Annotated in this window: 22 protein-coding genes; 10 read left to right on the forward strand and 12 right to left on the reverse strand. The window is 72.1% G+C overall.

Going from position 1 to position 24,512, the window contains the following annotated elements:
• The first annotated feature begins 24 nt into the window (after positions 1-24).
• Both C6361_RS01380 and C6361_RS01385 read left to right on the forward strand, forming a co-directional pair.
• Complete coding sequence (locus tag C6361_RS01380) at positions 25-249, forward strand: hypothetical protein (RefSeq protein WP_107259585.1); 225 nt, start codon at positions 25-27, stop codon at positions 247-249.
• A gap of 54 nt (positions 250-303) precedes the next feature.
• Complete coding sequence (locus C6361_RS01385) at positions 304-579, forward strand: potassium transporter TrkA (RefSeq protein ID WP_107266485.1); 276 nt, start codon at positions 304-306, stop codon at positions 577-579.
• Here C6361_RS01385 and C6361_RS01390 read toward each other — a convergent pair.
• On the reverse strand, positions 559-3,693 hold the full coding sequence (locus C6361_RS01390) for a BTAD domain-containing putative transcriptional regulator (RefSeq protein WP_107266486.1): 3,135 nt from the start codon (positions 3,691-3,693) through the stop codon (positions 559-561). The genes C6361_RS01385 and C6361_RS01390 overlap by 21 nt on opposite strands.
• A gap of 286 nt (positions 3,694-3,979) precedes the next feature.
• Here C6361_RS01390 and C6361_RS01395 point away from each other — a divergent pair, with 286 nt between their 5' ends.
• The 4 genes from C6361_RS01395 to C6361_RS01410 all read left to right on the forward strand — a co-directional run bounded on the left by C6361_RS01395 (position 3,980) and on the right by C6361_RS01410 (position 7,871).
• Complete coding sequence (locus tag C6361_RS01395; protein WP_107266487.1) at positions 3,980-4,534, forward strand: carboxymuconolactone decarboxylase family protein; 555 nt, start codon at positions 3,980-3,982, stop codon at positions 4,532-4,534.
• Positions 4,535-4,650: 116 nt separating this feature from the next.
• Positions 4,651-5,814, forward strand: coding sequence for a M20 family metallopeptidase (locus C6361_RS01400; protein ID WP_107266488.1), 1,164 nt, complete (start codon positions 4,651-4,653; stop codon positions 5,812-5,814).
• A 47-nt stretch (positions 5,815-5,861) separates the two neighbouring features.
• On the forward strand, positions 5,862-7,010 hold the full coding sequence (locus C6361_RS01405) for a glutamate--cysteine ligase (protein ID WP_107266489.1): 1,149 nt from the start codon (positions 5,862-5,864) through the stop codon (positions 7,008-7,010).
• A 261-nt stretch (positions 7,011-7,271) separates the two neighbouring features.
• Positions 7,272-7,871: a nitroreductase family protein gene (locus C6361_RS01410; protein ID WP_199853402.1), complete on the forward strand. Its 600-nt coding sequence runs from the start codon at positions 7,272-7,274 to the stop codon at positions 7,869-7,871.
• Here the strand turns inward: C6361_RS01410 and C6361_RS01415 are convergent.
• The 3 genes from C6361_RS01415 to C6361_RS01420 all read right to left on the reverse strand — a co-directional run bounded on the left by C6361_RS01415 (position 7,855) and on the right by C6361_RS01420 (position 12,406).
• Positions 7,855-9,399 carry an NAD(P)-binding domain-containing protein gene (locus C6361_RS01415; protein WP_107266491.1) on the reverse strand — a complete coding sequence of 515 codons (1,545 nt, stop codon included), beginning with the start codon at positions 9,397-9,399 and terminating at the stop codon, positions 7,855-7,857. The two genes, C6361_RS01410 and C6361_RS01415, sit on opposite strands and share 17 nt — an antisense overlap.
• 150 nt (positions 9,400-9,549) lie before the next feature.
• The gene (locus C6361_RS38795; RefSeq protein ID WP_255416198.1) at positions 9,550-9,681 is read right to left on the reverse strand and encodes a hypothetical protein; all 132 of its coding nucleotides are present in this window, start codon (positions 9,679-9,681) and stop codon (positions 9,550-9,552) included.
• Positions 9,682-9,748: 67 nt separating this feature from the next.
• Positions 9,749-12,406, reverse strand: a complete 2,658-nt coding sequence (locus C6361_RS01420) for an IPT/TIG domain-containing protein (protein WP_107266492.1) — start codon at positions 12,404-12,406, stop codon at positions 9,749-9,751.
• A gap of 294 nt (positions 12,407-12,700) precedes the next feature.
• Here C6361_RS01420 and C6361_RS37465 point away from each other — a divergent pair, with 294 nt between their 5' ends.
• Positions 12,701-13,648, forward strand: coding sequence for a LuxR family transcriptional regulator (locus tag C6361_RS37465; RefSeq protein WP_234359256.1), 948 nt, complete (start codon positions 12,701-12,703; stop codon positions 13,646-13,648).
• A 61-nt stretch (positions 13,649-13,709) separates the two neighbouring features.
• On the opposite strand, the gene acpS is transcribed toward C6361_RS37465, so the two are convergent.
• Genes acpS through C6361_RS01465 form a run of 8 tightly spaced genes read right to left on the reverse strand, consistent with a single transcriptional unit; the run spans position 13,710 to position 20,660 of the window.
• Positions 13,710-14,078 (reverse strand): holo-ACP synthase, encoded by a 369-nt coding sequence (gene acpS / locus C6361_RS01430; protein WP_107259565.1) that lies wholly within the window; start codon positions 14,076-14,078, stop codon positions 13,710-13,712.
• A complete protein-coding gene (locus C6361_RS01435; RefSeq protein ID WP_107266493.1) occupies positions 14,062-15,261 on the reverse strand; it encodes an acyl-CoA dehydrogenase family protein in 1,200 nt (399 codons plus the stop codon). Before C6361_RS01435 ends, acpS begins: the two co-directional genes overlap by 17 nt.
• Positions 15,254-15,877 (reverse strand): acyl-CoA dehydrogenase family protein, encoded by a 624-nt coding sequence (locus C6361_RS01440; RefSeq protein ID WP_159079118.1) that lies wholly within the window; start codon positions 15,875-15,877, stop codon positions 15,254-15,256. Before C6361_RS01440 ends, C6361_RS01435 begins: the two co-directional genes overlap by 8 nt.
• A complete protein-coding gene (locus C6361_RS01445) occupies positions 15,874-16,716 on the reverse strand; it encodes a hypothetical protein (protein WP_107266494.1) in 843 nt (280 codons plus the stop codon). Before C6361_RS01445 ends, C6361_RS01440 begins: the two co-directional genes overlap by 4 nt.
• A gap of 4 nt (positions 16,717-16,720) precedes the next feature.
• Positions 16,721-16,978 (reverse strand): acyl carrier protein, encoded by a 258-nt coding sequence (locus C6361_RS01450; protein WP_107259557.1) that lies wholly within the window; start codon positions 16,976-16,978, stop codon positions 16,721-16,723.
• Positions 16,965-18,269 (reverse strand): alanine racemase, encoded by a 1,305-nt coding sequence (locus C6361_RS01455; RefSeq protein ID WP_107266495.1) that lies wholly within the window; start codon positions 18,267-18,269, stop codon positions 16,965-16,967. Before C6361_RS01455 ends, C6361_RS01450 begins: the two co-directional genes overlap by 14 nt.
• Positions 18,266-19,702 carry an ATP-grasp domain-containing protein gene (locus C6361_RS01460; RefSeq protein WP_107266496.1) on the reverse strand — a complete coding sequence of 479 codons (1,437 nt, stop codon included), beginning with the start codon at positions 19,700-19,702 and terminating at the stop codon, positions 18,266-18,268. Before C6361_RS01460 ends, C6361_RS01455 begins: the two co-directional genes overlap by 4 nt.
• 13 nt (positions 19,703-19,715) lie before the next feature.
• A complete protein-coding gene (locus C6361_RS01465) occupies positions 19,716-20,660 on the reverse strand; it encodes a 3-oxoacyl-ACP synthase III family protein (RefSeq protein ID WP_107259551.1) in 945 nt (314 codons plus the stop codon).
• Positions 20,661-20,982: 322 nt separating this feature from the next.
• Here C6361_RS01465 and C6361_RS01470 point away from each other — a divergent pair, with 322 nt between their 5' ends.
• From C6361_RS01470 to C6361_RS01480, 3 genes are read left to right on the forward strand one after another with little or no spacing between them, the layout of a single operon-like run.
• Positions 20,983-22,803, forward strand: coding sequence for a condensation domain-containing protein (locus C6361_RS01470; protein ID WP_159079119.1), 1,821 nt, complete (start codon positions 20,983-20,985; stop codon positions 22,801-22,803).
• A complete protein-coding gene (locus tag C6361_RS01475) occupies positions 22,800-23,687 on the forward strand; it encodes an ABC transporter ATP-binding protein (protein WP_107266498.1) in 888 nt (295 codons plus the stop codon). The genes C6361_RS01470 and C6361_RS01475 overlap by 4 nt, the downstream gene beginning before the upstream one ends.
• Positions 23,684-24,508: an ABC transporter permease gene (locus C6361_RS01480; protein WP_234359257.1), complete on the forward strand. Its 825-nt coding sequence runs from the start codon at positions 23,684-23,686 to the stop codon at positions 24,506-24,508. The genes C6361_RS01475 and C6361_RS01480 overlap by 4 nt, the downstream gene beginning before the upstream one ends.
• The last annotated feature ends 4 nt before the right edge of the window (positions 24,509-24,512 follow it).

The following is a 24,512-nucleotide window of genomic DNA, read 5'->3' on the forward strand; positions in this document are numbered from 1 at the left end:
TCGCCAGGCGCTATGGTCGGCGCTATGCGGAACCGACAGCACCCGACCGGCGTCGAGCGGCGACTCGCCCTCTCGATCCTGGTGGTGCTGGCGGTGGTCGTCGCGGCCGTACGTACCGGTCAGGCGCTGGGCATGTGCATCGTGGTCCGGCTGGCCCGCGCCGTTCCGGGCTGCGTGCCCGCCTGGTCGGCCGACCGGGCCCCGCCGGGCGTGCCCCTCCCCGCCCGACCGTTCACCGCGCTGCGCTGACGCCGAGCCGCTCCGGCCGGCGGTCGGCAGCCGTCCCGCCTGGATCGCCCGTCAATGGAAATCGAGCGTACGACCCTGCCCGGCATCGGGGTACGACAGACCTTCACCACGGCACAGGGCCACCGGATCGGCATCGTCGAGTACCACGACGGCGACCGCCGGGACGTCGTCCACGACGATCCGGACGACCCGGACCGGATGGTCGGCCTCACCCTGACCCGCGACGAGGCGGTGGCCCTGGCCACCCTGCTCGGCTTCCCGGAACTGGTCGACGTCGCGGCCAGGCCCGCCGAGACCCGCCGCCGGGTCTCAGCCCGGGACCGCCCCTGATACGCACACCCCCCGCTCCCGACGGTGGCTGTCCGGGTCGGCGTGGCTGGTGAGGGCGGCGAGGCGGCGTTCCGCCTCGACCCGCTCGGGCGCCCTGAGACGGTCGAAGATGGCCACGGCCCGCTTCCAGTACCGGCACGCCTCGGCGCGGTCGTCTCGTTCGAGAAGGCCGGCGATGCCGGCGAGGGCCCGCCCCTGCTCGTAGGGGTGGCTGATCCGGGTGGCCACCCGCAGCGCGTGGTGATGGAAGCCGACGGCCTCGTCGTGGCGTCCCTGTGCGGCCAGGGTAAGGCCGATCCCGTTCAGCGCGGCCGCCTCACCCTGCCGCTCACCGATCTGCTCCGCCGAGGCGAGCGCGCGTTGGTGGTATTCACGGGCCTCGTCGAACCGGCGCAGCCCGCGCAGCGCGGTACCCAGCTCGTTGAGGGCGAACGCCTCGCCGTACCGGTTGCCGGTACGGTCCTGTAGCCGCATCGACGTACGGAGGAAGCGGACGGCCAGCTCGAACTGGCCGAGCCGCGATCTGACCGCACCGAGATCCGTCAGGGCCCGGGCGAGGTGGAAGGGGCTGCCGACCACCCGGGCCAGGTGGAGGTGCCGACGGTGGATCTCCAGGGCTTCCTGGTACCGACCGAGGAACATCAGGGCCAGGCCGATGTTCGGCAGGACGGTCAGCACGTGCTCGCCCCAGGACGTACGGTCCGCCAGCAGATCGCGGTGCAGGTCGATGAGGTCGTCCATCCGGCCGAGATACCAGTAGACCGTCCCGAGATTGGCCCTGCTGCCGCTGGCGCCCGCCCTGTCGCCGATCTTCTCCCGTACCTCGATCGCGGTCTCCAGGTCCCGTACCGCGAGCTGAAGGTTGCCGCTGCGCATGTAGGCGTACGCCCGGTAGTTGCACATCGCGGCGACACCCGACTCGTCACCGCACTGTCGCGCCGCCCACAGCCCGTACTCGTAGGTGTGGAGAATGTCGTCGTAGTAGCCCCGCATCATGTAGAACCGCCACGTCGAGGCGGCGAACTGCCAGGTCCACTGTGGGCACCTCTCCGCCCCGAGTCGGGCGAGCGCCCGCAGGTTCTGCCGCTCCGCCTCCAACCACTCCAGGTCTGTCGGTAGCGCCGAGAGCAGATCCGGCCGCAGTGGTCCGCCCGGGCTCACCTTCGCCGGGATCGGGACCGGCTCCATCGCCCGGCTCGCCGCCAGACAGGCGTGCACGTAGTAGTCGAACAGCCGCGCGAAGGCCGCGGAGAGGTCCGCCGGCTCGTCCCGACCCGCGGTCAGCTCGCGCGCGTAGTCGCGGACCAGGTCGTGCAGCCGGAACCGGCCGGCGGCCGGCTCCTGGACGAGGTGGCGGTCGACGAGTTCCGCCATCAACGTCTCCGCCCGCATCAGCGACACGTCCGCCAGCGCCGCCGCCACCCCCACCCCGAAGTGCTCACCGGGGAAGAGCCCCAACAGCCGGAACATCCGGCGTGCCGGCTCCGGCAACGGCTCGTACGACAGGCCGAACGCGTTGGCGACGGTGCTGTCCTCGGCCGAGAGTTCGTCCAACACGGGGCGGGCGCCGGCCAACCGTTCCGCGAGATCCGCCACCCGCCATTCCGGTCGGTGTGCCAGCCGGGCGCCCGCCAGCCGGATCGCCAGCGGAAGATATCCGCACCGGCCCACCACCGCCGCCACGGCTTCCGGCTCGGCATCGACCCGCTCCCGCCCGACGAGCCTCGCCAGCAGGTCGACCGCCTCGGCGCGGTCCAGCAGCGGCAGGGTCAGCGGCGGTACGCTGCTACTCACCACCAACCGCCGCCGGCTGGTCACCAGCGTCAGCGAACCCGGCGCCGACGGCAGCAACGGGGTCACCTGCTCGCTGCTGCCCGCGTTGTCCAGCACCAGCACCACACGCCGGCAGGCCAGTTCCGAGCGCCACAGCGCGACTCGATGGTCGAACTCCGCCGGAATCCGGCTCGCCGGGACGCCCAACTGGCGCAGCAGCGTGATCAGCGCCGCCGCCGCGCTGACCTGACCGTCGGTGCCGTGTCCGCCCAGGTCCACGAACAACTGCCCGTCCGGGTACGACCTGGCGAACCGCCCGGCCAGGTGGACCGCGACCGCCGTCTTGCCGATCCCGGCCATGCCGTCGATGACCAGCACCGCCGACGAACCCGGGTCCACCCGCCGGATCGCCGTCGACAACCGGTCCACCAGCTCGTCCCGACCGGTGAAGTCTGCCGGTGCCCGGGGCAACCAGCGCGTCGGCACCGCACCGGCACTCTCGGGCGCCGCCGACTTCGGGGACGGCGATTCCGTGTCGTCCCGGGGCGTCGACCGGTCCCGGGGACGCGGCCCGGAACCGGCTCCGTCGAGCACCGGATCCCGGTTGAGTACCGCCTGGTGCAACCGCTGTAACTCCGCGCCCGGTTCGATGCCCAACTGCTCCACCAGCGCCGAACGCGCCACGCCGAACGCGGCCAGCGCCCCCGGCACGTCTCCCTCCTGGTACAGCGCCCGGATCAGCAACCCGTGCCCGCCCTCACGCAGCGGATGGGCGCTCAGGTGGTCCCGCAGCATCATCACCGCGGCTCCGGCCCGGCCGGTCGCCAGGCAGAGCTCCGCCCACTGCTCGACCATCCCGAGCCGCAACTCCCGCATCGCCTCGGCCCGGGCCGAGAGCGCCGGACCCAGCGGCAGCCCGGCCAGCATCGGCCCCCGCCACCGCCCCTCCGCGCGGCCGAGCGACCGCTCCGCTGCGGCGAGGTCCCCGGCGGCCAGCGCGACGGACGCCTCTCGAAGCTCCGCGACGAACCCGAACACGTCGACGTCCTCCGGCCGCAGACCGAGTTCGTAGCCGTCGCCACGCCGGACGAGCACACCACGGCCGGCGGCGACCCCGTCCAACAGCCGACGCAGGTTCGCCGCGTACCCGCGCAGGTTCGCCACCGCCGACGCCGGGGGACCCGAGGGCCACAGCTCGTCGACCATCTCCGGCATGCCGACCCGCCGTCCCGGCTGCGACGCCAGCATGCTCAGCACCACCTGCTGCTTCGGCGGCCCGGGCGGCAGCGGTACGTCGTCGGCGATGATCTCCAGCGGCCCGAGAAGCCGAACCTCCAGCATCGCAGCCCCCCAACCACGGCCGACGTCACCCGCTATCGGGGCATCCTATCGATGGCCGCCACCGAGAAACCGGTGCGCGATTCGGGGACCAGCGGCGCTGACAGGCCCGCCTCGGGCTCGCGCCGATCTCTCCGGCGGGACGGAGCACGAACGAAGAAAGGCGACCGGCGGCCGGGATGAGATCGTGGCTGCGCGGCGTCGGTCGCGCCGCCCCACCCGGGCAGTCGTCGTCGACAGCGGCGTCGCCCGGCCGGGCCACCGCGCACGGCTGAGAGGCAGGACGATCATGGCGCACATCGATTTCGGTGTCGACGAGAAGCAGTTTCCCGGAATCACCGGCCCGATGCGGTACCGGCCGGAAACGGCGAAGCCGCTCAACGAGCTGGCCGAGGTACTGCTGCGGGCCCCGCACTCGCTCCCGGCCGGTGAGCGGGAACTCATCGCCGCGTACGTCTCCGGGCGCAACGAGTGCAACTTCTGCTGCGCGTCGCACTCGGCGTTCGCCGCCGCGCAGCTCGACGACGGCATGACCCTCGTCGAACAGGTACGCGCGGACCTCGACACCGCGCCGATCTCGGCCAAGCTGCGGGCGCTGCTGCGCATCGCCGGGGCGGTACAGGTCAGCGGCCGCAACGTCACCACCGAGCTGGTCGCCGACGCCCGCGCGAACGGCGCCACCGATCTGGAGATCCACGACACCGTCCTGATCGCCGCCGCGTTCTGCATGTTCAACCGGTACGTCGACGGGCTCGGCACCTTCGCGCCCGTCGGTCAGGACGCCTACGCCGAGTCCGCGCGCCGGGTCGTCGAGGTCGGCTACGGAGCGGCGGTGAACGCGTAGCCGGCGGAAAACCGCCGCCCTCCTGAGCACAGCCAAGGGTGACCACGCCCCGATCCCGCTGCGATGGTCGATGGAGAAGCCTTGCCAGGCCCGTCACCCGGGAGTCGGAGGGATCGATGGACCACCCACGCCGCCTGCTCGACGCCGCGAAGCGGTGCCGAGCGGACATGGTCGACCGGCTGCGCACGCTCGTCGGGTACGAGTCGGCACCGGGCTCGCTGCCGCACCTGGAGTCCTGTGCCGACCTGCTCACCCGCTGGGGGGAGGAGGTGCTCGGCCGGCCCGCCCGGCGGGTAGTGGTCGACGGCCTGCCGCACCTGCTCTGGCCGGCCGCCGACCAGCGGGTGCTGCTCCTCGGCCACTTCGACACCGTCTTCCCGGTCGGCACGATCCGCGCCAGGCCCTTCACCGTACGCGGGGACGTCGCGACGGGGCCCGGCGTGTGCGACATGAAGGCCGGCATCGTGCAGATGTTCACCGCCCTGCGGCTGATCGAGGAGACCTCGGCGGTCGGCGTACTGCTCAGCTGCGACGAGGAGAGCGGGTCGGTCACCTCGCGGCCGCTGATCGAGCGGGAGGCACGGCGCTCCGGCGCGGTCCTGGTCTGCGAGGCGGCCACCCCGGACGGGGCGGTGAAGGTGGCCAGGAAGGGCGGATCGGTCTACCGGCTCACCGTCTCGGGGCGGGCCGCCCACGCCGGCGTCGAACCGCAGCGCGGCGTCAACGCCACGGTCGAGGTCGCGCACCAGGTCCTCACGTTGCGCGCCCTCGGTGCCCCGGACAGCGGTGGCACCTCGGTCACACCGACCCTGCTCTCCGCAGGTACCACGACGAACACGGTGCCCGAGCGGGCCAGCCTCGCCGTCGACGTCCGGGCCTGGACCACGGACGAACTCGAACGCGTCGACCACGCCATCCGGGGGCTGGTGCCGTACCTGCCGGAGGCGACGTTGGCGGTGCAGGGCGGGATCAACCGCTACCCGATGTCACCGGAGCTCGCGCGACCGCTGCTGGAGCTGGCCCAGTCGATCGCCGGGCAGCTCGGCATCCCGAACCTCGCCGGGGCGCACGCCGCCGGGGCGTCCGACGGCAACTTCACCGCCGCGCTGGGCGTACCGACGCTGGACGGTCTGGGCGCGGTCGGCGGCGGGGCGCACTCCGCCGACGAGTACGTCTGCCTGGACCGCATGCCGGAACGGACGGCACTGCTGGCCGGGCTGGTCGACACGCTGTCCGCCGTGGAGCGTCTCGGGCCGCGATCCATCGACGGAATCCCGTAACGTGCTCACCGTCGGCGAACGACCGGCAGCGAGAGGTCGGCGTCGGCATGGCTACCGGACGACTCCCGGGATCGCGGATTCCGCTGCTCGGCGTGGAGGAGGAGTTCCTCGTCGTCGACGGCGAGCGGGGCGAGGTCGTACCGGAGGCGGCCACCGTGGTCGACCGGGCGCGCCCGGCCCTCGGTGCCCGGGTGGGCGGTGAGATCACCAAGCTTCAGGTCGAGACCCGTACCGATCCGTGCCGGAGCGTGGCCGAGCTCAGCGGGCAGCTCGTCGAGGCCCGCGCCGTCGTCCAGGCCGCCGCCCTGTCGGCGGGTCTGCGGGTGATCGCGAGCGGCTCGCCGGTGCTCGGCCGTGCCGTGCCGCCGCCGATCACCGAGGGACCACGCCAGGATCGCGGCACCGCCACCTTCCGTGGGCTGCACGACGAACTCGCGATCTGCGCCGTCCACGTCCACGTGGAGCAGCCCGACCGGGACCGTGCCGTGCTGATCGGCAACCATCTGCGGCAACACCTGCCGGTGTTTCTCGCCCTCTCGGCGAACTCGCCCTACTGGGCCGAGCGCGACACCGGATACGCGAGTTGGCGCAGCGTCACGTGGGGGCGCTGGCCGGTGGCCGGCCCGCCGCCGTTCCTGCGGTCGGCACGGCAGTACGACGAGCACGTGCGGATGTTGCTGGAGGCGGGTGCACTGGTCGACCACGGCACGATCTTCTGGGATCTCCGGCTGTCGACGAAGCACCCCACGCTGGAGGTACGGGTCGCGGACGTACCCGTCACCGCTGCCGAGTCCGCGGCGCAGGCCGCCCTGGTGCGGGCGCTGGCGGTCGTCGCCGGTGACGCGGTCGACCGGGGCGACGAGGGACCGGAGCTGGCGCCGGAGCTGATGCGGCTGGCGTACTGGCGGGCCGCCCGGGACGGGATGGCCGGGCACGGCGTCGACGTCGTCACCGGTCGGCTGCTGCCTGCGGCGACGCTCGCCGCACGCCTGGTCGAGCTGGCCGGACCAACGTTGGACGAGGCGGGTGACCGCGAGCGGGTCGAGGACTGGCTGGCCCGGCTGGCCACCGACGGCGACGGGGCGACCCGCCAGCGGGCGGCGGCGGCGCTGCGCGGACGCCTGACCGACGTGGTCGACGAGATCGCCAACCGGACCGCGCCCGACGTGTCCGCGCCCGACGTGTCCCGTCGGTAACGTGTCCCGTCGGTAACGTGCGCCGTGGGTGACGTGTCCCGCCGGTGACGTGCGCCGTGGGGTGACGTGCCGACGGGTGAAGAAAGCACGCCGGCATAACGCGAATCGCCCCGGTCTCGGAAATGCTGGAGGAACCGGACGCGGCGGCAGGCAGCCCTCCCGCCGGCAACCGGCACACCCGATCAGGGGAGGCCACAGGTGACCGAGGCAGACCTGCTACCCACGATCCCGGTCCGGCACCACCGCAGGCCGCCGGCGGAGATGGTGCGCGAGGCCGAGGCGTTCGCGGAACGGATGGCGCAGCGCCGCTCCGTACGCGACTTCGCCCCCGACCCCGTCCCCGACGCGGTGATCGAGGCCGCGATCCGGGCCGCCTCGACCGCGCCGAGTGGGGCGAACGTGCAACCGTGGCGGTTCGTCGTGCTGACCGACCCGGCCCGCAAGCGTCGACTACGCGAGGCGGCGGAGGCCGAGGAACGCGCCTTCTACGACCGCCGCGCCTCGCGGGAGTGGCTGGACGCGATCGCCGGGTTCGGCACCGACTGGCGGAAGCCGTTCCTGGAGACCGCACCGGCCGTCATCGTCGTCTTCGAGATACACCAGGGGCCGCACAGCCCGAAGCCGTACTACGTCAAGGAGTCCGTCGGCATCGCGGTCGGCCTGCTGATCACCGCGCTGCACCACGCCGGCCTGGTCACCCTGACCCACACGCCCAGCCCGATGCGGTTCCTCAACCAGGTCTGCGAGCGACCCCCGGAGGAGCGCCCGCACGTGGTGATGCCGGTCGGATATCCCACCCCGGACGCCCAGGTCCCCGACCTGGCCCGCAAAACCCTCGACGAGGTCATGGTCCGCTGGTGAGGTCCCCGGTCAGGAACTCGACGAGTGGCTCGACGTGCCGGTCCGGGCGCCGCCACTCGGCCAGCAGATCCTCCAGCAGGTGCTGCTCGGCGAGCAGCTCCGCGCCACGGTACCGTCGGATGACCGGGTGGATGAAGGCGCTCTCCCGGGCCCGGTCCGGCGTCGGGTGCCGGTCGATGGCGAAGACGTCGCCGTAGTCGTCGCGCCCCCACCGGAGCGCGAGCGTGTACCAGTGCGTGGCGGCCGCGAAGCGCTGCACGGCGTAGTCCTCCGGCAGGTCCTCGTAGTGCTGGAAGTCGCCGGTGACCTGGTCGCGGACGAAGACGTCGCAGAGGTACTCGAACTGCGTCCAGAGCGCCGACGACCAGTTGACCCGGTCGAGCATCAGTTTGGCCAGCGACGCGGCGTCGGCCGGCGTGGTCGTGCGGGGCAACGGGACGTCCTCGTACCGCTCCCGCAGGATCCGGGTGAACGTGCGGAGGTTGTAGCGGAAGCCGTCGATGAAGGGCGACGAGGCGTGCTTGACGTCCCGGGCCTGGGCGATGGTGCCGGCGAAGTAGAGGTCGTCGATGTTGCTCGACTGCCAGTCGGGGCGCAACCCGGGCATCCGGCCGTCCCGCACCATGTCGGGACGGGACGTCTCGTCGAACATCGTGGTGTCCATCCGGAAGCCGGTGCAGCGCAGCACCGTGTGGTAGTCGAGGACGGCGGTCTCACCGTCGGCGTGGGTGTACGTGATCGACACCTGGTACCGCCCGTCGACCGGCCGGATCTCGTCGATGGTGCAGTCCAGCACCGAGTGCAACGTCTTGAACTGGTAGCTGTCGAGGATCGCGCCGTACTGGCCACGGACGTCCCCGGGATGTTTGGTGTTCCAGGCGAGCCGCAGGGGTTGCCGGCTGGCGAGGTGCACCATCGACGCCCGGCCGAGGATCGACGACGCGGTCTCGAAGGCGGAGTTCCCCTTGCCGATGATCAGGACCCGCTGCCCGTCGTACGCGGTGGGGTCGATGACCATGTCCTCGTACCCGACGGCATGCTCGATGCCCTTGATCGCCGGTACGAACGGCTGGCCCCAGCCCGTCGCGACGACGAGGCAGCGCGCGCGGACCTCCCCCCGGTCGGTCCGTACCGTGAAGCCGTCGCCCGTCCGGGTGACCCGCTCGACCGTCGTGCCGTACCGGACGTTGAGCTGGTGGACCCGTTGGAACTCGGCGAGGTAGCGCACCAGGTCGTCGGCGGCCGGCAGGTACTCCTGGCTGAATTTCGGGAACAGCAGGTCCGGTGAGTCGTTGAGCAGCGAATTCCAGTCCCAGCGCAGCCGGATCTCGGGATCGTTGCTGTCGGTGTGCACCTTGTTCAGGGAGATCAGCCGGCGATGCCGGGGAAACCGCCGGAAGAACCCGCCCGGTTCGTCGCCACTCTCGAGCGTCAGGTAGTCGGCGCGGTGCCGCTGAAGGTAGTAGCTCAGCTGAAGTCCGGCGGGCCCCGCCCCGACGATGACGTACCTGTGCTCGTTGCCGACCATCCTGGGACCTTCCGACGGAGAGGTGGGTCCATCGACGATGGAATGGATAGCGGAGTGTGTCAATGCCGCCCGTCGACCGGGAACCGATGCAGTGCGCCGAGAACGGCAGCACCGCGAGGGTCAGGGGGCGAGGATCACGGACGCCTCCGGTCAGCTGTGGCTGAAGAACCGGGTACGCCAGGCCGGATCGGCGGTCGGACCGAAGGCGCAGGCATTCGGACCGCCGCACGGTGTGGCGAGGAAGTCCCACGGCACGACGTGGTACGCGGGTACGGCAAGCACATCTGCGGCTCGCGGCGCTACACCTCGGAGTGAGGGGCGGCCCACAGGTGCTGCCCGGCCGACCCGTTCAGCCGGGCAGCAGGTCGTCGCGGCGGCGGGCCAGGAGCAGCAGGACGACTCCAGCGGCCACGGCACCGGAGCTGTACCGGACCAGCGCACCGACGGGGTCGCCGGTGACCGGCAGGTTCGGGCCAGGAGGCGGCGGGTCGTCTCCGACGTACCGGAACCGGATCCCGGTCGAGACGCCGTCAGGGGTGTCGACGATGATGGTGGTGTGGCCGGCCCGGCAGGCCGGGGTGCGGAACGTCAGCGAGGTGCCGTCGGGAGCCACCGTGACCTGGTCGGCCGGAATGGTCCGGCCGCAGATCGTGATCGTGGTCCTACCGGGTCGGAATCCGCGGCCGAGGAGTGTCACCGTCGTGCCGCCCATGGTGTCGCCCCGGACCGGGTCGACCCTCTCGACGGTGGGCGCGACGACCAGGTAGGTGAAGCCCTCGGAGGTGACCGCGTCGGCTCCGGGCATTCGCACCCGAACCTCGACCGGGCCGGCGGGGCCGGGCGGGGTGACCACGGTCAGTGCGGTGCCGTCGGGGTCGACCGTCAGGTTGGTGCCGGGGACACCGTCGAAGGTCACCCCGGCCACCCGGTGGAAACCGGTTCCGGTGATGGTGACCGGCGTACCGCCGGTGCCCGGCCCGCGCGCCGGGCTGACCGCCGCGATGGTCGGCGCCACGTACTCGTAATGGCCGATGGCGCGGAGGCCGGCCGGGAAGGTCAACACCACCAGCGCCGGCCCAGGCGCGTGGGGCGGGGCGACCGCGCTGATCACGGTACCGGCCGGATCGATCGTGACGTCGGTGCCGGGGATCCCGTCGAAGGTCACTCCGGTCGCGCCGGTCAGGCCGGTACCGGTGACGACCACGGTGGTGCCGCCCGAGGTACGGCCGGAGCGGGGGGACAGTCGGGCGTCGCGGACCATGCTGCCGTCGGCCAGGTACGTGAACTCCAATGGTGCCGTGGTGCCGCTGGGGGTGCGGACCAGGACGGTGGCCGGCCCGATCGGCCGGGTCGGGGTCGAGCCGGTCAGCGACCGCCCGTCGGGAGCCACCCAGACGTTCATCGCAGGTTCGCCGTCGAAGCTGACCGTCGTCAGGCCGGGAACGAGGTTGGTACCGGTGACGGTGAAGTCCTCGTAGCCCAACTGCCGACCGGAGGCCGGTGTGATCGCCGTGGCCGTCGGTGGCACACGCAGATAGCTGAAGCCGTCGACCGAGATGGCGTCGGCTCCCGGAAGTAGCACCCTCACGACGGTCGGCCCGGGGAATCCGGGCGGTGTGACCACGGTCAGCGAGGTGCCGCTCGGGTTGACGACCAGGTCGGTCCCCGCTCTGCTGGCGAAGTTGACGCCGGTCGCCCCGGCGAGCCCGGTACCGGTGATCGTCACCGTGCTGCCGCCGACGGCCGGACCCTCAGCCGGAACGATCGAGGTGATCGTCGGCCCGAGGTAGCTGAAGCTCCCGGCGTAGGCATAGCCGGCGGGGAAGACGACCGATATGCTCGCCGGCCCGGCATCGCCGGGCGGAGTCACGATGCTGATCGTCGTACCGGCCGGGTCGACGGTGAAGTTGGTCCCGGGTACCTGGTCGAATATCACCCCGACCGCGTCGGTCAGATTGGTCCCGGTGATGGTGACGGTGGTGCCACCGAAACTGGGGCCGGTGTCCGGGGTGAGCCCGGTTACGGTGGCGTCGCTGCCGTCCGGCAGGTAGCTGTAGGTCACCGGCGGCGTCGAGCCGCCGGGGGTGGTGACGACGACGGAGGCCGTTCCGATCGGATGGGCGGGGGTGACGAAGGTGAGAGAGCTCTCGTCCGGACCCACATCGACGGCTTCCACGGGTACTCCGTCGACGGTGACGCTGGTCTGCTGGTAGATGAAGTTGCTACCGGTGACGGTGACGTACTGGCCGCCGGACTGTGGGCCGGAACTCGGGCTTAGTCCGGTCACGGTCGGTGCGGGTGGCATGCCCGGACGTTCACAGCTCGCCCGCGCCACGATCACGGTTCCGACCGGGATCGTCACCGGGGAACCGGCGGCGGTGCCGGTCAGTGTGAAGGTGGCCAGGATGGCGACGGACGCGCCGGCGCCGGTGGTCGTCTCGGTACTGCTCAGTGCGGCGTGCAGGGTGGCATCGAGCAGCCCCGGAACGGTGACCGGCGCGCTGGCGTCGACGCTGGGGCCGTTCACGGCCGGGTCGACGACCGTCGCGAACAGTCGGATCTGCCGGAATCTGGTGGTGGCGGTCTGCGCCCCGACGTACGGACAGTTGGCCAGGACGCCGACATCGACCGCGTCGAGCGTGCGGCTGCCCAGTACGTCCAGTGCCAGCACGGGCACGTCGGCGTCCGCGCTGGAGGAACCTGCCTGTCGTACGGCGAGGAGCGATCCGGCAGTACCCTGGGCGGTCACCCCTGTGGCTCCGGGCAGCGAGATGTCGGTCCGGAGGGCGAGATCTGCACCACGGCCGGCCGGCGCTGTCGCGCTGAGGATGGTGGCGTCCGCGCTGATTACCGGATCGCCGGAGACCTCCGCAGAGAGGTCCACCACCACGGCGCGGGCATCGGCGCTGCCCGGTTGGGCCACGGCCGGCGCCGGCACGGCCAGTACGACGGCACCGGCGACCAGCGTCGCCGCCAGTATCGCTCCGCTCTCCCGAATGGCTCTCACGGCTTCTCCGTCTCGGTGCGTCCGACCTCAGGTGGACGGACGGGAGCGTCCCAGGCCTGTCCTTCCTCCTTGAACGACCAGGAATCGCGAGAAGTTACGCGGAAACTACACAAAGTATTCATGTGAATACGTATAGCGACGGAGGCGTCGGCGGGTGCGGACCGGATCGTCGAGGCCGCCAGCGATCCATCCATTGACGACTGTCACTCAGCGTCGTCCAGTGCGCGTCCATTTGCGGTCCAGCCGAACTGCGTACGCTCTTCCATTGTCGACGGCATGGACGGAGAGCCGAAATTGCCCGAAATCAGCGCACCCACCACGGATCCGGTCGACACCCCCTTCACCTCCACGGGACCGGCCCGGTGCCGCCCCGGAGCGTGTCGTGGCGGCGGGTTCGACCCGGCACCGGCGCCTCACCCGGACGCGGCGGCACAGCGGATCGGAGAGCTCCTCGGTGACCTCGACGCGGGCGCCCACGTCGTCGAGGTCACCGCCGAGGCCGGCATCGGAAAGTCCAGGCTGCTCGCCGAGATCGCCCGCCTGGCCGGGGCCCGGGAGATCCGCGTCTTCTCCGGTGCCGCACCGCCGGACGGTGCGCTCTTCCCGTTCGGCGCCTTCGTCGACGCCGCCACCCGCCGTACCGGCGACGTCGACCTCGGGCCCGCTCCGCCGCCCGGAGTCCCGCCGGAGCACCGGCCGGTGCTGCGGGAGCTTCTCCCGCCGGGCGCCGGCCCGAGCGGCAGCCGCACACGGCCGGGCCGGCCGCTCCAGGCGTACGCGCGGATCGACGCCGTGTACGCCCTGCTGGAGCCGTACCTGTCGGCCGGCGGTCCCCTGGTGGTGGTGCTCGACGTCCCGCCCGCACACCCGCCGGAGCCGCTCGGACCCGACGACCTCGCCGACCCGGCCGACCAGACCGCACCGGAACCGGGTGCCGACGAGGTCGCGCCGGAACCGGGTGCCGACGAGGCCGCGCCGGAGCGGGGTGGCGCACCCGTGGTCGCGCGTCCATGGCGCGGCCGGCGGCGGACCGGCCGGCCGGCGTCGGCCGCGCTGACCAACCGGGAGCGGCAGGTCGCCGAGCTGGCCGGTGACGGGCTCACCAATCGCGAGATCGCGGCGGCGCTCTTCGTCACCGAGAAGACGGTCGAGATGCACCTCACGCACGTCTTCGCCAAGCTCGACGTCCGCAACCGGGTCGGACTGGCCCGGCGGCTGCACGCGGCCGGCCGGAGCGAGTGACCGGCCCTCGGGCGCGGTGACCGCCGACCGGCGACCGACCGGACCGGTCACCCCGCCCGCCTCACCAGCCCATCGCGACCGCGGCGACGAGGCCGCGCTTGTGGGTGATGGAGACCGTCACCTGGGCCACCCCGACCCGCTCGGCGGCGACGGTCGCCGCCCGGCGCAAATCGACCTGCGGTGCGCCGCCGGGCCGGGAGAGTACGGCGACGTCGCACGGTGCCACCCCCTCGAACAGTCCCGTGCCGAGTACCTTCAACACGGCCTCCTTGGCGGCGAACCGACCCGCCAGGAACTCCCGCCGTCGCTGCCCCGACAGCCGGTCGGCGTGCGCCAGCTCGGCGTCGGCGAAGGCGTACCGGACGAACCAGGCCCGCCCGGCCAGCCGGTCCAGCTCGTCCACGGACATCAGGTCAATGCCGAGCCGCATGGGGGGTCTCGTCAGGCTCGGTCGCGGCCAGGAAGTTGCCCTTCAGCACTCCCCGGAAGACGGACATCCGATGCAGGTTCGTGGTCCCTTCCATGATCTCGAAGGCCCGGACGTCACGGTAGATCTTCTCCAGCCAGGGATGTTCCACCAACGCCGCCGGCCCGAGCAGCCTGGTGGCGAGCAGCGTCGCCTCCTCGGCCAGCCGGGCGGCCTGTGCCTTGGCCGCGCCCAGCCGGTGACTGTTCACCGCGCCACGGTCGACGTCGGCGGCACCCTGCTGGATGAGCCGGCGCACCGCGGCGATCCGGTCCAGTACGTCGTCGAGGTGCAGCCGGTCGAAGCCGGTGAGGGCGGGGCGCTGCGCCTGGACGTAGTCGCAGACGGCCTGGGCACAGCCCAGCGCCATCGCCGCGATGGTGGGCCGGGCCCGGTACAGCACCTGGGTCGCGCCGTACAGGCCACGGCGGGTCCGGCGCAGGTGCGCCCCGAGCAGGTTCTCCGCCGGCACCCGGACGCCGTCGAACCGGATCCGGCTGATCCGGGCGCCGCGCAGGCCGACGGTGGAGAGCAGCTCTCCGCTGAATCCGGGGGTGTCGGTGTCGACCAGTACGGCCTCGATGCCGAGCGGTCCGGGTGCCCGCCGGCAGAACACCACGCCGAACTCGGCGCGGGCGCCGTTGCCGATGTAGCACTTCTCGCCGTCGAGGATCCAGCCGTCGCCGTCGGGCGCCGGGGTGAGCGTGGTGGTCAGCTCGGTGGCGGCGGAGCCCTTGGCCGGCTCGGTGAGCCCGAAGAAGGTGTGCTGCGGCTGCGCGACGAGCCGGTGGTAGTACCGGTCGGCCTGTTCAGCGGTGGCGAGCACGTCGACGACGCCGCCGGAGAGCGCCGGGCCGGGGCTGGCCAGCCAGACGTTCGGGTCACCGTAGGCGAGCCGTTCCCAGGCGACGCTCTGTCCCAGTACCGTCCGGAGCAGGCCCACCAGGTTGGCCGGCGCCTCCGGGCCGGGCCAGTACCGGGGTGGGATGGCGCAGAACCGGGAGAGGCGCACCCCGGGCCGGTCCAGGTGTTCCGCGATGACGTCCGGATCGTGGTCGAGCAACCGGCCCAGCTCGCGGAAGTCCGCGGAGACCTCAGCGCAGAATCCGTCCAGCTCGCGGAGGGAGTCGTCGAGCAGCTCAGGCATGGTGGTCCTCCGTCGACCGGCCCGGCCGCGGTGCTCCGGGATGCAGGTAGAGATTGCCGGTGACCTCCGCGAGGTAGAGCTCGCCGGCCGGGCCGTCGAGCAGGAACCCGGCGGCGCCGAAGAGGTACAGGATCGTGCGACCGATCCGGACCAGCCGCTGGTGCGTACGCCACCGCGCGGCGCCGTCACCGCAACGCCGCTCCGGCGGCATCGCCTCGTCCTCGCGCAGCGCCATCGCGATGTCGGCGAGCTGCGCCTGGACGAGCTGCCGGGCCAGCAGCGAGGCCCCCTCCGAGCTGCGTTCGCCGAGATGCTCCAGCGCCTGGTCGAACGCGCGGCGCAGCACCGCCCGGTGCAGGTCGAGCAGTCCGGTGGCGAACCGCTCGGCGACGTCGCCCGGCACCGGCGGCCGGTCAGCACCGCCGGGCGGTGGTGTCACGGCGAGGCCGAACCGCCGCAACGGCGTCGGCTCCGCCGAGGGCAGCGCCGCCACCGAGGCGGCGACGTGCCCGGTCGGCGCCGGTACCGGCCCGTCGGGGCGGATGCTGTGGTGCAGGGCGTCCAGTGCGCGCGGGTATTCGCTGACGCCGAGCTGCTGGGTCAGGGTGATGGTCACGGCGATCTCCTGGGGGTCGGTGCGGCGGGCCGTTGCCGCAGCACGGCGGCCTGGCTCTGCCCGGTACGCGGGTCGGTGTCGCAGAGCACCACCGACCGGTACGCGTCGCTCCACTCCTCGTGGTGGCGCGCGAGTTCGAGCCAGACGCCGGTGCAGTACGGGCCGGCCGCGGCGCGGTGCACCGGCACGGCGATCTCGGCCAACTCGTCCGGGTGCGTCCACGAACCGGCGACGAGCAGGGTCGAGTCCGGCTCCAGGTCTGTCGTCACCGACCCGAGCAGGGCGCGCAGCGGCGTGCCCCGGGTCGCCATCCGGGTGCCGTGGAACTCGTACCGGCCGGTGTCGTCGAAGTAGAGCAGCGCCGCCGAGTTCGGCACCTTGTTCTCCTCGACGAACGGGTCGGGGTAGGCGTACGTGTTCTGCTCGCAGACGACCAGGGCGAGGGTGCGGCAGCGACCGGAGCCGGCGAAGGCGTCGGCCACCCGCAGGGCGGTGTACGGCGCCCGGAGTCCCTGCTCGGAGACGGCGAAGCAGTGGCTGCCGCCGCCCAGCAGATAGTTGACCCGCTGGGCGACGTGCTTCAGCGCGATCATGTCCGGCAGCCCGAACGCGAAGACCAGCAGGTCGGGGCTGGTCAGCCGGAACGGCAGCCGGCCGATAACACTCTCGGCCAGTTCGGTGAACCCGATGTTCGCGCCCTGCCGGAGCCGCTCCTCGTCGCGCTGGATGCCGAACCGGACGAGCAGGTCCCGTTCGAAGATCGCGCAGTCGGGATCCGGCCGGTACGGGATGCTGCCGGGTTCCAGCACCAGGGCGGCGGATGACAGTGACAGCGGCATGGGATCAGGGCTTGTCGTCGAGGTTGCCGGCCACGTACTCGGCGAGGGTCTCCAGCGACGTGAAGTCGGACATCTCCAGGTTCTCCGGGTCGACCTCGATGCCGACGCTGTCCTCCAGGGCCATCAGCAGTTCGAGGATCGAGGTGGAGTCCAGGTGCAGGTCCTCGAAGAGCCGGGTCTCCTTCGGCATGCCGGAGACCGGGCGCTGGAGTACCTCGCTCAGCGCCCGCTCGATGTCGGCGATGATCTTACTGTTCTCCATGGCTGGTCCCTTCGGGTGAGGCGGTGGCGGTGGTGGCGGTGGTCACCGGCACGGGCAGGCTGACCAGGCGTTGCGGCCGGAGCAGGTCCTCGACGGTGTCGCGGCTGCGGACGAGGTGTGCCACACCGTCGAGCAGGAGCACCTCGGCCGGGTGGCCGTGACTGAGGAAGAGCACCGGCGAGGCGCTGGGGCCGTACGCGCCGGAGCGCTCCACCCCGAGCAGGTCGCCGGGGCGTACCTCGGGGAGCCGGACCTGCTTGCCCACCACGTCGCCGGGGGTGCAGAGCGGCCCGGTGACCGTGTAGACGTGTTCGGCCGGCTCGTCGGGACGGCTCAGCGACCTGATCGGGAAGTTCCGCTTGACGAAGCTGCCGACGCCGACCGCGGCCATGTGGTGGTTGGTGCCGCCGTCGGCGACCACGAACCACTCGCCCTTGGAGCGCTTGACGTAGCGGGCCCGGGTCACGTACGTGCCGCACCAGCCGACCAGGTAGCGGCCCAGTTCGGTGACGACCCTGCTCTCCGGGTGGCGTTCCCGGAACGCGGCCACCTCGTCGTTGACGCCGTCCACCGCGGCGTCGCCGTCGAGGTCGGTCTCGTTGTCGAAGTACGGCACGCCCCAGCCGCCGCCGATGTCCACCATCTCCAGCGGGATGTCGAGCGCCTTGGCGAGCGCCTCCGCCATGGCCAGCACGCCCCGGGTGTTGTGCCGTACCGTCGCCGCGTCCAGGATGCGGGTGCCGAGGTAGGCGTGGATCCCGGCGACGCGTACCCGGCGCAGCCCGCGCAGCGCGGCCGGGCCGTCCCGGAGGATCTCCTCGTCGATGCCGAACTGGCGCGGCTTGCCGCCCATCGCCAGCCGCGAGCCGTGGGTGTCGAAGTCGGGGTTGACCCGCAGCACCACCCGCAGGCCGGCGGCCGCGTCCAGCGCGTCGAGCGCCAGCACCTCGTCGAGCGACTCGCAGACCACCGCGTAGATGCCGCGCTCGCAACAGGCGCGCAGTTCCTCGGCGGACTTGCCGGGGCCGAGGAAGATCACGTCGGCGGGGTCGACCCCGGCCCGCTCGGCGGTGACCAGCTCGGCCAGCGAGGAGACCTCCAGACCCGCGCCGAGGGCGCCGAAGATCGCGCAGACGCTGAGGTTCGGGTTCGCCTTGGCGGAGTAGAAGATGTCCACGTCGGGACGGAGCCGGCCGCGCAGCGTCTCGTACCGGCGGCGCAGCAGGTCGCCGTCGTAGACGTACACCGGGGTGCCGAACCTCTCGGCGATCTCGGCGTAGTGGTCGGTCATCGCCGTTCCTCCGTTGCGGTGGCGGTCATGTCGGCGCGGGGTTCGGGCATCGGCGCTCCTCCGGTAGGGCGGCGCTCGTCGGGTGCGAGGCCGGCGAGGGCGGCCCGGGCGGCGTCGTCCAGTGCCGCCAGCCCCGCCTGGTCGGCGGCGACGAGCAGGGCGTACAGCCGGCCGTCGAAGGGCGGCGGACGATCGGCGTCGGCGTTGACCGTGCCGAAACAGGTGATGAGGAACCGCTCGGCGCCGGTGCGGTCGAGTACCGGCCCGAGCGTGCGGGCGAGTTCGTCGAAGGAGACGGGCGCGGCCAGCCGCAGCGGGTAGTGCCGGGCGAGCGCCACGTGCCCGTCGGGCTGGTACCGCTCGGTCACCCCGCCCTGGTAGCTCGACATGTTCAGCCGGGCGTTGATCTCCAGTACCGGGTACAGCTCGCCGCCGGTGGCGACGACCGCGTCGACGCCGACCACCCCGACGTACCCGTCGGCGTGCAGCCGGGTCCCGACCACCTCGGCGGCGTGCGCCAGCTCGGCCCGCTGCCGTGGGGTGAGCGCGACCGGCATCAGGTGTCCCTTGTGTACGCCGTTCTCGGTGATCGCCCGCTTGACGAAGTCGAGGGTGACCCGGCCGTCGCCGGCCACCGTGAGCTGGTAGTTGAGGTCGTGGCTCTTCTCCAGCCACTCCTCGACGACCACGTGCAGCCGGTCGTCGCCGCTGCGCTCGGCCCGCCGGTCGACCATCCGCAGCAGCCGGTCGGCGGTCTCCGGGCGGTCCAGCAGCAGGAGCCCCTTGCCGGAGACCCCGTAGGCGTCCTTCACCACGAATCGGGTGCCGTCCGCGAGCGCCGCCCGGCGTCGGTGCAGCACCGCCGCGAGTTCGTCGCGGCTCTCGCAGCAGTCGCCGGGCACGGCCCGCAACCCGGCGGCCGAGGTCAGCCGGCGGGAGTAGATCTTGCTGTTGACCCGGGCGAAGGTGGCCGCGTCGGGTACCGCGAGCGGCAGCCCGCACCGGTCGGCGAGCTTCTCCTCCAGCGCGGTGGTCCCCATCGGCAGCAGTCGGGCCCCGGCGGCGCCGAGCGCGTGCAGCCGGCCGAGCAGCCCGGGGGAGTCGAGGACGTCCTCGGTCGTCGACCGGTCGGCCCGGACGTTCTCCGGCACGAGTACGGTCGGCACCGGCAGCCCCAGCCCGGTCAGGTACTCCCGGTAGCCGGGGTCGAGCGGGTGTTTGAGCACCAGTACGTCGTCCGCGCCGGCCAGCAGGACGCCGTGTTCCTCCATCCGGGCCACCACCGAGGTCGGGGCGGCGAATCGCGGCGCGGGAAGTCCGACGTGTCCCTCGGCCCACCAGTTCTCGGCCTCGAAGTTGCAGAGCAGGACCAGTCGCCCGGTGGGCGCGCCGAGCAGGTTCGTCTTGAGCGTACGCAGATAGCTCGTGTCCATCGCCCACCCTCCGTCAGTATTGGATGACCATGGCGGCGTACGTGGCGCCGACCCCGACCGAGGTCAGCAGGTAGTACTGCCCCGGAATCAGCAGATCGCGGTCGCGCATCGTCGCCAGGTTGATGAACGGATCGGAACAGTACGTGTGGCTGTAACTCGCGATGTTGTCGAGAAAGACGCGGCTCCGGTCGAGGCCGACCTTCGCGCACAGCCGCAACCACAGTGTCCGGTTGACGTTGTGCGGGACCACCATCGCGATGTCGGAAATCTCCAGCCCGGCCCGGCGCAACGCCTCCTGCATCATTTCCCACAGGTGGACGTTGTAGGTGTCGTCGAATTCCTTCTGCCGCTCGACCGTCATCCGGAAGCCGTCGGCGAACTCACCGGCGGTGTGTGCGGCGTAGGAGAGGATCCGGCTGCCGGTGCCGTCGACGCCGAGCAGGCACGCCGCCGAGCCCTCCCCGGTCACCGAGACGTTGAGCATGTACCGCACCAGGCCGGTGAACGGCTTCTCGCCGGTGACCACCAGCGCCTGCGCGGTCGGGTCGCCGTCGGCGCGGAGCAGCTCGCTGGCGACGTCCAGCGCGGCCAGGTTGCTGGCGCACATCTGGTGGGTGACGGCGAAGGCGTCCGCGTCGACCAGGCCCAGCCGCTCGCGCAGCCGGTCGGCCGCGAAGACGAACGACGGGGTGAGGTCGGGGAAGGTGTGTGCGTAGATCAGGTACCGGATGCGGCCCGGGTCGGAGACCGAGCGGAGGACCTTCTCGGCCGGGGCGGCGAGCAGGTCGAAGAGGTCCAGGTCGGGGTCGAGGTGTATCCGGTCGAGTCCGCGAATGCGCCGGAACATGCGTGCCTGATGTCGGTTCAGTCCATTCGCCTCGGCGATCTCCTCGACGGCCCAGGACCGTTCCGGGGCGAACGCCTCGACACGCAACAGGCTCGTGACGGGCTTGGCCACCGATTTCTCCAGGTGAGCGGCCACCGATTCCTCCCAGTGAGCGGTACGCCGGCGCGGCACTGTCGCACAACGACGGCGCGCGGCGATGCCAGATTATGTGCGGCGCCCGTTCGGCGGAACTGGGGAATCCCCCAGGATCTCGACGCTCTTCAATGTTCTCGAAAAGGCTCGGGTTTCCCCGATTGCCACGGGCCGAGCAATTCGCCTAGCGTGTTCGGCAGCCAGCGAGCCACCCATCCGCTCGACGTGTGCCGACGGACCGGCGAATCGACGCGCCGGTCGGGTGGCCGCCGCCACTTCCGGTTTCCCTGAGGAGACGGCAATGGGAATAAAGCCGATAGACCTCTTTCCGCCTCCGGTCGTCGGTCCTCGGACGTCCACTGTCGAGCTGGTCCGGGTGGAGCGGCGGTACGCGAAGGTGGTCGGCGGCCGGGGCGGCGACGGGCCGCTCACCCTCGGCCACCTCGGCATGCTGAAGTGGATCAACCAGGAGAAGCCGTACGGCCGCTGGGCGGCGGCGCCGCTGGAACTGCCCCCGGGCGCAAACGTCGACGACGTGGTGGCCGCGCTCGGCGTGCTGGTGTCCCGGCACGAGGGTCTGCGGACCCTCTTTCCCGGTCGGGGCGAACAGGTGCAGCGGGTACTCGCGCACTGCGAGCTGCCGGTCGACGTGTACGAACACGGCGAGGCGGATCCACCGGCGCTGATCGAGGAACTCTTCCACCGGCTCCGCAACGCCGAGTTCGACCTCGCCGAGGAGTTGCCGCTGCGCGCCGCGGTCGCCGTACGCGACGGCGTGCTCACCGTCGCGGCCGTGGTCTACTCGCACGTCGTCGTCGACCTGATGAGCGCGGAACTGCTCGGTCGGGAGTTCACCGCACTCGCCGCCGATCCGGCCCGCCGGCACGTCGGACCGCCGACGCACCAGCCGCTGGACCAGGCGGCGTACGAGCGGTCACCGGCCGGGCGACGCCGGCTCGACACCGCCCTCGGGTACTGGGAACGTCACCTGCGGCGGCTACCGCAGTGCACCTGGGCGGCACCGCGGTCGACGGCGCCACCCGGCGGCGCCCTCTCCGGCTGGCTCTGGTCCCGGGCCGGGGCGCTGGCCCTGCCGCAGATCACCGCCCGGGTGGGTGCGAGCGAGTCGATGGCGGTGCTCACCGCGATCTGCGCGGTGCTGGCCCGGCGCACCGGGCACCGGAGTTTCCCGCTGCCGACCCTGGCCAGCAACCGGATCGAGCGTCGGCTCCGGGAGTACATCGGACCGCTGGCCGCGGACAGTCTGGTGCCGGTCGACATCGACGCCGAGAGCTACGACGACCAGCTGCGGCGGGTGGGCGGCGCGGTGCTGCGGGCCGGGCGACAGGCGTTGGTCGACGACGTCGCGCGGGTCCGGATGATCGATCGGATCCACCACGACCGGGGCAACTGGTACGGCCGGGACACCACCTTCAACGACGCCAGCACCTTCAACGACACCGAGGCGGCAGCCGACCCGACCGAGGCGGCAGCCGACCCGACCGAGGCGGTGGCCGACCCGACCGCTGGCCGGAAAGCCAGGAAAGCGCTCGGCGAGAGCCGGATCTGGTGGCAGGACTGGCCGCCCATCTCCCCGCTGCTGGCGTTCCGGCTGATGCAGAAGCGCGGTGAACTGGTGCTCGGCATCATCGCCCACGACCGGAACCGGATCCCGGCGGAGGAGATCGACCAGCTGCTGCGCGGCGTGGAGCGGGTGCTGGTGGCGGCGGCCGAGGGGGACTTCCCGATGTCCCGGATCGGCGAGGTGAGCGGTGTCGAGCCGATGGAGCGCGGCGCCGGTTGGCGACTCGTCGACTCCTCCTGGGTCGAGCTGGCCGAGGCACAGCGACTCCTCGACGAGTCGCTGGACGCACCGGTCCGGCGGGTCTTCGCGATCCCGGACGGCGACGGGCACCGGCTGGTGGCGTACCTGGTCGGCGGCTCGGCCCGGACCCCACGGGAGGCGCACGCCGCCTGCGTGGCCGCGATGCCGGGCCGCCGTACCGCGATGACGCCGCAGCGGTACGTGATCTGCGCCGAGCCGCCGGCCGACCCGGCCGATCCGGCGGCCTGGGCCCGGCAGCCCGTACTGGCCGACGGCGACGGCCGGATGGACCCGTGAGCGGGCGGACCGGCGGAGCCGGCGTCCCGGGCGACGACGTGGCCATCGCCGTGACCGACCTGCGCAAGTCCTACCGGGGGCGGCCGGCGGTGGCCGGCATCGACCTGACGATCCCCCGGGGCGAGGTCTTCGCCCTGCTCGGCCCGAACGGCGCCGGCAAGACCACCACGGTGGAGATCCTGGAGGGGCACCGCCGGCGCGACGCCGGCCAGGTGCGGGTGCTCGGCGTCGACCCGGCGCTCGGCCGGGCGGACTGGAAGGCCCGGCTCGGCATCGTGTTGCAGCGCTCCGACGACCTGACCCAGGGCGGGGCGCTCACCGTACGGGACTGGACCCGGGCGATCGCGGCCTGCTTCCCGAACCCGCGGGACCCGGACGAGGTGATCGAGCTGGTCGGGCTGACCGACCGGCGCGACGCCCGCGCGGCGTACCTCTCCGGGGGTCAACGCCGTCGGCTCGACGTCGCGCTCGGCATCGTCGGCCGGCCGGAGCTGCTCTTCCTGGACGAGCCGACGACCGGGTTCGACCCCGAGGCACGCCGCCGGTTCTGGGACCTGATCGCCGATCTCGCCCGGTCCGGCACGACGATCCTGCTCACCACCCACTATCTGGAGGAGGCCGAGCATCTCGCCGACCGGATCGCCGTGATCGTCGACGGCCGGGTCGTGGAGATCGGCTCCCCGCAGACCCTCGGCGGCCGGGCCACCGCCCCCGCCACGGTCCGCTGGCTCACCCCCGACGGACCCCGCAGCGTCCGCACCGGTACCCCGGCGAAGCTGGTCGCCGAGCTGGCCACCGAGTACGGACCGGAGGTGCCGGGGCTGGCGGTCGAGCGGCCCAGCCTGGAGGAGACCTACCTGCGGATGATCGGAGAGCCGACGTGACCGCCCCCGGACTCCCCGCCCGGCTGCCGGCCGTACTGGCGGTCACCCGGGCCCGGGTACGCGTGGAGTTCCTGGTCTTCATCCGGGAACGCATCTCGGTGGTCTTCACCTTCTTCTTCCCGGTACTGCTGCTGATCGTGATCGGCGCGATCTTCCACGGCCAGCGGTTGCCGGGCGACGTCGACCTCGCGCAGTACTTCGTCGCGGGCATGATCGGGGCCGGCCTCTTCGGCGTCAGCTTCCAGAACGTCGCCATCGCGATCCCGATCGAACGGGACATCGGCACCCTCAAACGGCTCGCCGGCACCCCGATGCCGAGGTCGGCGTACTTCCTCGGCAAGATGGCGATGGTCGCGTTCGTCGCGCTGGCCCAGAACGTACTGCTGCTCGGCATCGGCTCGGCCTTCTTCGGGCTGCGACTGCCGGACACCGCCGACCGGTGGCTGACCTATCTCTGGGTCATCGCGCTCGGCATCGCCTCGTGCACCCTGCTGGGCATCGCGGCGAGCGGGTTCGTCCGCAACGGCCGTACCGCTCCGGCGGTGATGTCACCGATCGCGATCGTGCTCCAGTTCATCTCCGGCGTCTACTTCGTCTTCGCCACCATGCCGACCTGGATGCAGACGGTGGCCGCCATCTTCCCGCTCAAGTGGATCGCCCAGGGGATGCGGTCGGTGTTCCTGCCCGACGGCTACCAGAGCCAGGAGCCGGCCGGGAGCTGGGAACTCGACCGGGTGGCCCTGGTCCTCGCCGCCTGGTGCGTACTCGGCTTCGTGGTCGCCGTCCGCACCTTCCGCTGGCGCGGCCGGACCGACGACTGAAGGG

Source organism: Plantactinospora sp. BC1 (assembly GCF_003030345.1).
GTDB lineage: Bacteria > Actinomycetota > Actinomycetes > Mycobacteriales > Micromonosporaceae > Plantactinospora.

Excerpts from the sequence above, each read along its gene's own strand:
- C6361_RS01380 (WP_107259585.1), top strand. The coding sequence starts at position 25 with ATGCGGAACCGACAGCACCCGACCGGCGTCGAGCGGCGACTCGCCCTC.
- C6361_RS01385 (WP_107266485.1), top strand. The coding sequence starts at position 304 with ATGGAAATCGAGCGTACGACCCTGCCCGGCATCGGGGTACGACAGACC.
- C6361_RS01390 (WP_107266486.1), bottom strand. The coding sequence starts at position 3,693 with ATGCTGGAGGTTCGGCTTCTCGGGCCGCTGGAGATCATCGCCGACGAC.
- C6361_RS01395 (WP_107266487.1), top strand. The coding sequence starts at position 3,980 with ATGGCGCACATCGATTTCGGTGTCGACGAGAAGCAGTTTCCCGGAATC.
- C6361_RS01400 (WP_107266488.1), top strand. The coding sequence starts at position 4,651 with ATGGACCACCCACGCCGCCTGCTCGACGCCGCGAAGCGGTGCCGAGCG.
- C6361_RS01405 (WP_107266489.1), top strand. The coding sequence starts at position 5,862 with ATGGCTACCGGACGACTCCCGGGATCGCGGATTCCGCTGCTCGGCGTG.
- C6361_RS01410 (WP_199853402.1), top strand. The coding sequence starts at position 7,272 with ATGGTGCGCGAGGCCGAGGCGTTCGCGGAACGGATGGCGCAGCGCCGC.
- C6361_RS01415 (WP_107266491.1), bottom strand. The coding sequence starts at position 9,399 with ATGGTCGGCAACGAGCACAGGTACGTCATCGTCGGGGCGGGGCCCGCC.
- acpS (WP_107259565.1), bottom strand. The coding sequence starts at position 14,078 with ATGCGGCTCGGCATTGACCTGATGTCCGTGGACGAGCTGGACCGGCTG.
- C6361_RS01435 (WP_107266493.1), bottom strand. The coding sequence starts at position 15,261 with ATGCCTGAGCTGCTCGACGACTCCCTCCGCGAGCTGGACGGATTCTGC.
- C6361_RS01445 (WP_107266494.1), bottom strand. The coding sequence starts at position 16,716 with ATGCCGCTGTCACTGTCATCCGCCGCCCTGGTGCTGGAACCCGGCAGC.
- C6361_RS01450 (WP_107259557.1), bottom strand. The coding sequence starts at position 16,978 with ATGGAGAACAGTAAGATCATCGCCGACATCGAGCGGGCGCTGAGCGAG.
- C6361_RS01455 (WP_107266495.1), bottom strand. The coding sequence starts at position 18,269 with ATGACCGACCACTACGCCGAGATCGCCGAGAGGTTCGGCACCCCGGTG.
- C6361_RS01460 (WP_107266496.1), bottom strand. The coding sequence starts at position 19,702 with ATGGACACGAGCTATCTGCGTACGCTCAAGACGAACCTGCTCGGCGCG.
- C6361_RS01470 (WP_159079119.1), top strand. The coding sequence starts at position 20,983 with ATGGGAATAAAGCCGATAGACCTCTTTCCGCCTCCGGTCGTCGGTCCT.